Source organism: Campylobacter sp. BCW_6467 (genome assembly GCF_001762855.1).
Lineage (GTDB): Bacteria > Campylobacterota > Campylobacteria > Campylobacterales > Campylobacteraceae > Campylobacter_D > Campylobacter_D jejuni.
Genome location: NZ_MJXP01000050.1, coordinates 681 through 7,288, shown reverse-complemented (window position 1 = coordinate 7,288; position 6,608 = coordinate 681). Strand labels below are relative to the sequence as shown.

At 28.1% G+C, this 6,608-nt stretch carries 6 protein-coding genes; all 6 read right to left on the bottom strand.

Features of this window, described 5'->3' with window-relative positions:
* On the bottom strand, positions 1-293 hold a 293-nt coding region (locus AJ888_RS09665; protein WP_410002364.1), incomplete at its 3' end, for a bacteriophage T4 gp5 trimerisation domain-containing protein.
* Positions 294-323: 30 nt separating this feature from the next.
* Positions 324-1,655, bottom strand: coding sequence for a hypothetical protein (locus tag AJ888_RS09535; protein ID WP_186820460.1), 1,332 nt, complete (start codon positions 1,653-1,655; stop codon positions 324-326).
* A gap of 55 nt (positions 1,656-1,710) precedes the next feature.
* A complete protein-coding gene (locus AJ888_RS09530; protein WP_250643779.1) occupies positions 1,711-2,829 on the bottom strand; it encodes a hypothetical protein in 1,119 nt (372 codons plus the stop codon).
* 13 nt (positions 2,830-2,842) lie between these two features.
* Entirely contained in the window at positions 2,843-3,880 is a 1,038-nt protein-coding gene (locus AJ888_RS07585) for a lysozyme inhibitor LprI family protein (protein ID WP_070296227.1), read from the bottom strand.
* 528 nt (positions 3,881-4,408) lie between these two features.
* The gene (locus AJ888_RS07580; RefSeq protein ID WP_002861575.1) at positions 4,409-5,020 is read right to left on the bottom strand and encodes a hypothetical protein; all 612 of its coding nucleotides are present in this window, start codon (positions 5,018-5,020) and stop codon (positions 4,409-4,411) included.
* Between the two features lies 1 nt (position 5,021).
* Entirely contained in the window at positions 5,022-6,467 is a 1,446-nt protein-coding gene (locus AJ888_RS07575) for a hypothetical protein (RefSeq protein ID WP_002861574.1), read from the bottom strand.
* Positions 6,468-6,608: the final 141 nt, after the last annotated feature.

The following is a 6,608-nucleotide window of genomic DNA, read 5'->3' as shown; positions in this document are numbered from 1 at the left end:
ACTCTTACTTTATTATCTACTCCTACATTTAAGGTATTGCTTAATCCTACTATGGTATCTTTAGATAAGCCTACATTAGTTAAGTATTCTCCTCCTACATTGACATTTTTAGCTAAGTCTATGGTTTGAGTATGAATCTTTTTAATCCTTTCATTATAAATTCCATCCACTATAGAATCTTTATCATTTAAAATTCTTTGAGTGAAATTATGCTGGACTAATTCATCATAATCCTTTTGGGCTTTTAAATAAATTTGTTCTTTATCTTTTATATTTGAGAGGGTAAGTTCAATGGCTTTGTTTTGTATAGTTTAAATCTTTAGTCATTTTAACACTAAATGCGTTATTCCTTGTGTTGTTTTAAAAGCAGGTGTGTTAAAATAGGCAAATAAAATTAATTGATATTTTTCATTCATATTATAAAGTATATTCCTATCATCTTGTGAAAGCATAGAAGTATTAAAGGCTATATCATTTCCTTGAAGATTTTCTAAAATCTTAATTTTAGATTGATTGCATTCTAATTCCTCTTCTTTTTTTATACAATATGCCCATTTAATTGTCTCATCGAAGAAAAATTTCTCCTCATTATTTAAGTAAGCTCTAACAAAAATAGTTTCATTGTAAGGGATTTTATCAGTAGTATTTTGCTGTTCTTTTTCTTTATAAGCTTGCAAACTTGTGATATATAAATTCTTTCTTGAATTTTTTATTTGTTTTTCATACCCATTTGCCTCAGTATCTAAATAAAGATTTTCTCCAAAATCTTGCATACTTACTTTATTTGTAAAAGTATAGCTTCCACCTTTCTTATCTGCAGAACTTAAAGAGACTATTGCCACATTTCCAATTTTATGTATTTGACTTGTGCTAAAGCCTTCTAAGGTTTTTGTAGCTATAATACATTTTGTAGCCCTTTTAAAAAAAGAAGAGTTTTCATCTAAAATTAAATCAATCTTGAAACTGCTCTTATAAATGCCTTCTTGATACTCTAACTTTAAACTTTCATAAATCCTTCTGTTCTCACAATTATGAAGAAATACTTTAGTGATGGTTTCATGATTATTTCCATTTTTATCTAAAATCTTAAGATTATTAAGTGTTAATTCAAAATTTCCCCCTCTATGTGATAAAATCTCTTCGCTACTATACCTTTCTAGTTTTAAATAGATTTTTAGCATCTTTGAAGCTTTATCTTGTAAAATTTTAAATTGATTTTCTTTAGCAAAACTGTATAATTCTATAGCATTTTCTTCATTACCAGCAAGAGCAACTTTTAAAATTCCATCGTTTTTATTAATAAAATATGATATATTGTTTTTTACTGCTTTAAAGTATATTTCATCTTCTTTTTTTAAAATAAGTTCTTCTTGGGTGCTACAAGAAAAAGCTTGTGGATTAATTGCTTGTTGTTCTTCTTGTGTTGGATCATATTTTAAATACATTAGCTCACATTGATCTTCTATCAATTTAGAACAATCTATTTTTGCTTTTGCTCCTATAAGTAAAGTAATAAAAGTATTTTTAGGTTGTTTTATTTGTATAATAGATGGAGTGGGATTTGGATAGAGTATAAGAATATTATGGGGTGTATTTGCTTCTAGTTTTTCAAACTTTTGTCTTAAAGTTTTATTAAGCAAGGTAACATTATCCAATTTATTAGCACCTAAATTCTCACAATAATTAGCAATACAATAAATATTATCTAAGCTAAAATTTTTTTTGAGTGAGGGTGTTTAGGTAGGATAGATAGGGGGAGAGAAAGTTATCTTTATTTGGAGTGATTCCCTGTATATTTCTAAACTTTTCAGGAAGATTATTTGCTCTTGCATCAGCATTATAAAATTCTTGATAAGTTTGGTTTTGATTTTTTTTAGCATAGAGCAATTCATCTTCATATTTTATAATCCAATCTAAATATGTTTGATTGGGTTTTTCTTTTTGAAAATCTATGACATAATATTCGCTAATTTCTTTAATTTTGCTTGTATGTTTATCTTTAACTTTTCTATGAGTATATTTAAAATTCAATATTTTAAATATACCTATTGCCATCTTAAAAGCTCTGTTTTCTTTGTATTCAAATCCAAAAAATAAAGATTCCCAAAATCTCCTTTTGGCTATACCATAGACATTACTATTTTCAAAAATCTTCTGATATGAGCTTTTATCTTTATCTTTATTGTTATGTTTATAATTTAAACTAAAATTAACCCCATATCGTAAAGTAAAGAATGCTAAGAAACGATTATCTTTATCTTTGTTGCATATATCAAAGAAATATTTCCTAGAATCATCTCCAACATTAAAAGCATAAGATAAAATTCCTGCATATTCATTAGTTTCTTCATCCATTTTTAAAGTTTTATCGTTAACTGCAGAAACGCCATTAAAGATAGTTTCAGAAACTATTTCTTTAATATTTAATCCTTGCTCTTTTGTGATTTCAAAACTAGCACTACTAGCGCCATTATATTTCTTTAATAAATTATTAAGTTGTATTCTCACATTGTTTATGGTTGTATCCGTTACAACTTGTTTTGTAATATTGTAAAATTCATCAATCATAGCTTTATTATCTTTATTATCTAAAGCCTCTATATCTTTTTCAGACTTTAAATCTTTTACACTCCCAAATAATCCTAATTCATTTAATGTAGCAATCAACCAATTTCTTATTTGTAAATTAATACCATAGCCTATAGTTAAATATCCACTATTGTCATTTTTTGCTCTATCGTTATATGGGAGCTTCTTAAAACCTTCGCTAGCCAATATAATTTTTAATGCTTCTTTTTTATATTCAAGATTTTTTGTCGTTTCAAACATCAATTATTCCTTTTTAATAAGTGCATTTTAACTCTCTTTTATTACCTTCTAAAAGATAAATGCGTGTTTTTGGATAGGTAGAATTCTCATCATTAAGAAATCTCCTGTTCCATAGAGTAATATAATTTTTTCCTTGAAATTCCATAACTCCATAAGTTAAATAGCTTAGTATAGGAATTTCAGAGTTAAATTCTGCTTGTTCTGGTATTCCTGAAATTTTATTGCTTGGCAGGGCATATGTATCAAATGCTATGCTAGGCACTTCATTAACCATTACAGTTTGATAACTAGTTTTTTCTCCATGAAAATGCAGATCATCTCCATAGATTTTACCACTTGCTTTTGCATCTAGCTTACCATTTTTATATATTGCAAGTGCACTAAAATATTCCCCTCGTGAAAGAATTACATTATCTAACACCCCATCATTATTAATATCAATTTTTCTTTTATAGACTCTAGGAGGACTGATAAAAAGACTTTTTTCTTTGATAGCTTTTGCCATTTCTTTTTTTATAATCTCTCTTTTTTCTGTGCAATAATGATAAAAAATGCCATATTGATTATTTGCTCCAAAAGCACAATAACCTATACTAAAGGGAGGATTGACAGATGGAGGAACTTCTTGCCATTTACTGTCATCACTCTCATATCTTCTTGCATATTCACATAATTCTTTATTGTTAGAATCTAGCACTTCTCCTAGAAGTTTAAGTAATTGTGTAATGCGCTCTTCATAAGCATCTTTTATAAAATCAACTTTATTTAAATTTTTAATAAATGCTCTTTGTGAATCTAAAAGATCTTTTAGCCTTTGCTCCTTATCAGCAAAATTAGAAATCTTTAATTCTTTTCTTAATTGTGTATAGACTTCACCCATATAGCGATCTAAATTCTGTAACTCCCCATCTTCATCATTGCATATTATCTTTTCAACTTCTGTGCTAGCTTTAGCACAATCAAAGCTAGGTTTGGCTTCTTTTGGAGATTGAGCATTAGCACTAATGGCTAACATTAAACACAATCCTAAAACTATTAAAAACTTTTGCATAAGAACTCCTTTTAATTTACTCTGTATTTTTTGTCGTTTCAAACATAATAACTACTCCTCAATGAAAATTCGTTTGGAGCTAGTTAAATGTGATTGCATAAAAAATTTTCTTAAAAATATACCAAAGGTAAAGAAATACCACAGATATACATTGTTAATAACTCCCATTCACAAGTAATGCAGATAATCAAAAATAATAAATAATATGAAAAAAGCCAAGCAATCCAAAAACTTTTTGAACATACAAACCCACAAAAGCTTTGAAATCTTATCAAAAATACTATACATACACAAAATATACCACCAAGAATCAATACAGGCAATGTAAAGACATATGCTAAAAACCCAAATCCATCAGTCATTATCTCGCCTCACTTTTTACTATAATCCTCAATAGATTCTTTGTATCCAAATTATTTGGAATCTTAATATTTTTAAATATTGGGCTTGTAATTATAAAATCACAACCAAGATTGAAATGTTTCTGTGTTTGTTGGTAGTCGTGGTTTTGATATATAAGTTTTTGTATTATGGTTTGTCCTTGCCTATCATAGATAAGATTCTATATAGAATCTTAGTAAAAAATGACTTATGATTTTTATAGAGGATATAGCTAAGGAGTAGTGCAATTATACTGGGAAAAACCACAACAAGAACATAAAAAGTTATAGTGCGAATCGCCTCATTTCTCTCATCGATTTTAAGATAATATCTATCACACCATGAGCTGATATAATATCCAATAGCATACATCATTACAAAAGAAAGGATAAGTAGTCCAATCCCAATAAAAAATGAAACGATATATCTGCCTAGTCTTTTTGTAAATGAAATCTTTTGCATATCAAAATAAGTATAGATAATAGCATAGAGTATAAAGGTAAGATGTATAATTTGCAAGATAATGGGGATTAAAAACATTTGAAAAATTTCAAAAAGGCTGATAATAGTTGTATCGACAAATATTACCCACATAGCTAAGTATAACAACGCTGAAGCTCCAATATGCAGAGTAAGATTCACATATTGAGGCTTATATTTATACAATAAAAGCGTCAGACAATAAAGGGGTAGAAAATAGTATGCAATAAGACTAAGCCCATATATAAAAGGCTCATAATCACCACCAGCAAAAAACATCTTACTTCCTCACTATAAAAGCAGTATCTTGCATTTGCGTATGACTAAAATCCATATCCAAAAATGTAGAGCTATATAAAAAGAAATCTAAGCCTAGATTAAAATACTGCTTTGTTTTTAGAAAGTCTGAATTATATAAGGGAAATAAGAATGATTTTGGTGAGGTATATTTAAAATGAAATTTTGTATTTCGGTATTGCATTATCGAATTATATAAATCAAATCCTACCTTCTCATAATCCCATGCCCCAATAAGCTGATCGCTACCATTATTATTAAAATTCACAGTATTAATGATAAAAGCACGCACCTTTTTGCACGCAGCATATAAAGAATGGTAATTATAGAATCTTGTAACTCTAGTGATTTGTATAAGGCTTGGTATATATAAGATATTAAAAGTCCCTGCAATAGAGTATAGAGCAAAATTCTGCTTGTATTTTGGGTTAGAGTGGAATTTATCTAAAACTTCTTTTTCATGTTGTATGGAGTTTTGCAATGGAAATGCATCAAATTTACTTAAGCCTAAATGCGGTAAAAACACATCATTTTTTATATCAAACCTTTGAAAATATAAACTATTATCGATAATATCTGATGGTTTTTGTAAGTCTTTTATAGCTCTATGAGTTTCTGCTAGAGTGCAATCAATGGTAATTTGTGGATAATCATTTATTCTTATAAGATAAGAGGCATTATAATTGGGTATTTCTTTATAAGCAAAGACTAATAGTGCTTTTTGCTCTTGTGTGTCTTTAGGGTTTGGTAGTTGCAAACTAAGAGATTTTCCACAATAAGCTTTGTTGTCTAAATGTCTATGAATGATAGAAGAAGATAATAGGGCTTTATCTTCTTCTTTTTCAATATAAAAACAATCTTTTAAAATTTCTTCATCAAATAAAGAACTTTCCTTTTTGTCATTAGTTAATTGGTTTTTGTTTAACTTATCTAAGGTGTTTTTATCCTGAATAAAAACATAACCCCATTTAATTTGCTCTTCTTTGATTTTTGTATCCTCATAAATAGCTTCAAATTCTACTATATCACCAAAAGTATAGAAATTACGCGCTATTTTTTCATTATTTTCTAAGGTAAATTCTTTGGATTTTAGCCTAATAGAGTTTATAGGGCCTTTATCTGCCTTTCTTTCAAATTTTATTTCACACCAATGCCCATACTCATAACTTCTTAATAAAAATCTATGATTATAGATGGGTTTGTTTTTATAAACACTAGATTGATTTAAAATTAATTCAAAGCTTTGTGCTTCTTTACTAAAAATTTCACTAGCATTTAAATGAGCTTCCCTCATTCTATTGGTTGTAAAAATAGTCTTTTTATTGCCCTGTGCTATTTCATAAAGCTTAAATTCTTGATTATGCAGAAGAATATTATTAGAACTTAAAAGCCTAATATTTAAACTATTTTTTTGATTAAGTGCTTCCATTACTCTGCCCTAAGCTCTCCACCTCTAACCACAAGTCCTTTAGAGTCTATAGTTACTTCAACTCCACCTGCTTTAATGATAACACAATCTCCCTTAGTAACAATTTGAGTATCGCCTACTTGATGGAGGATTTGATTACCT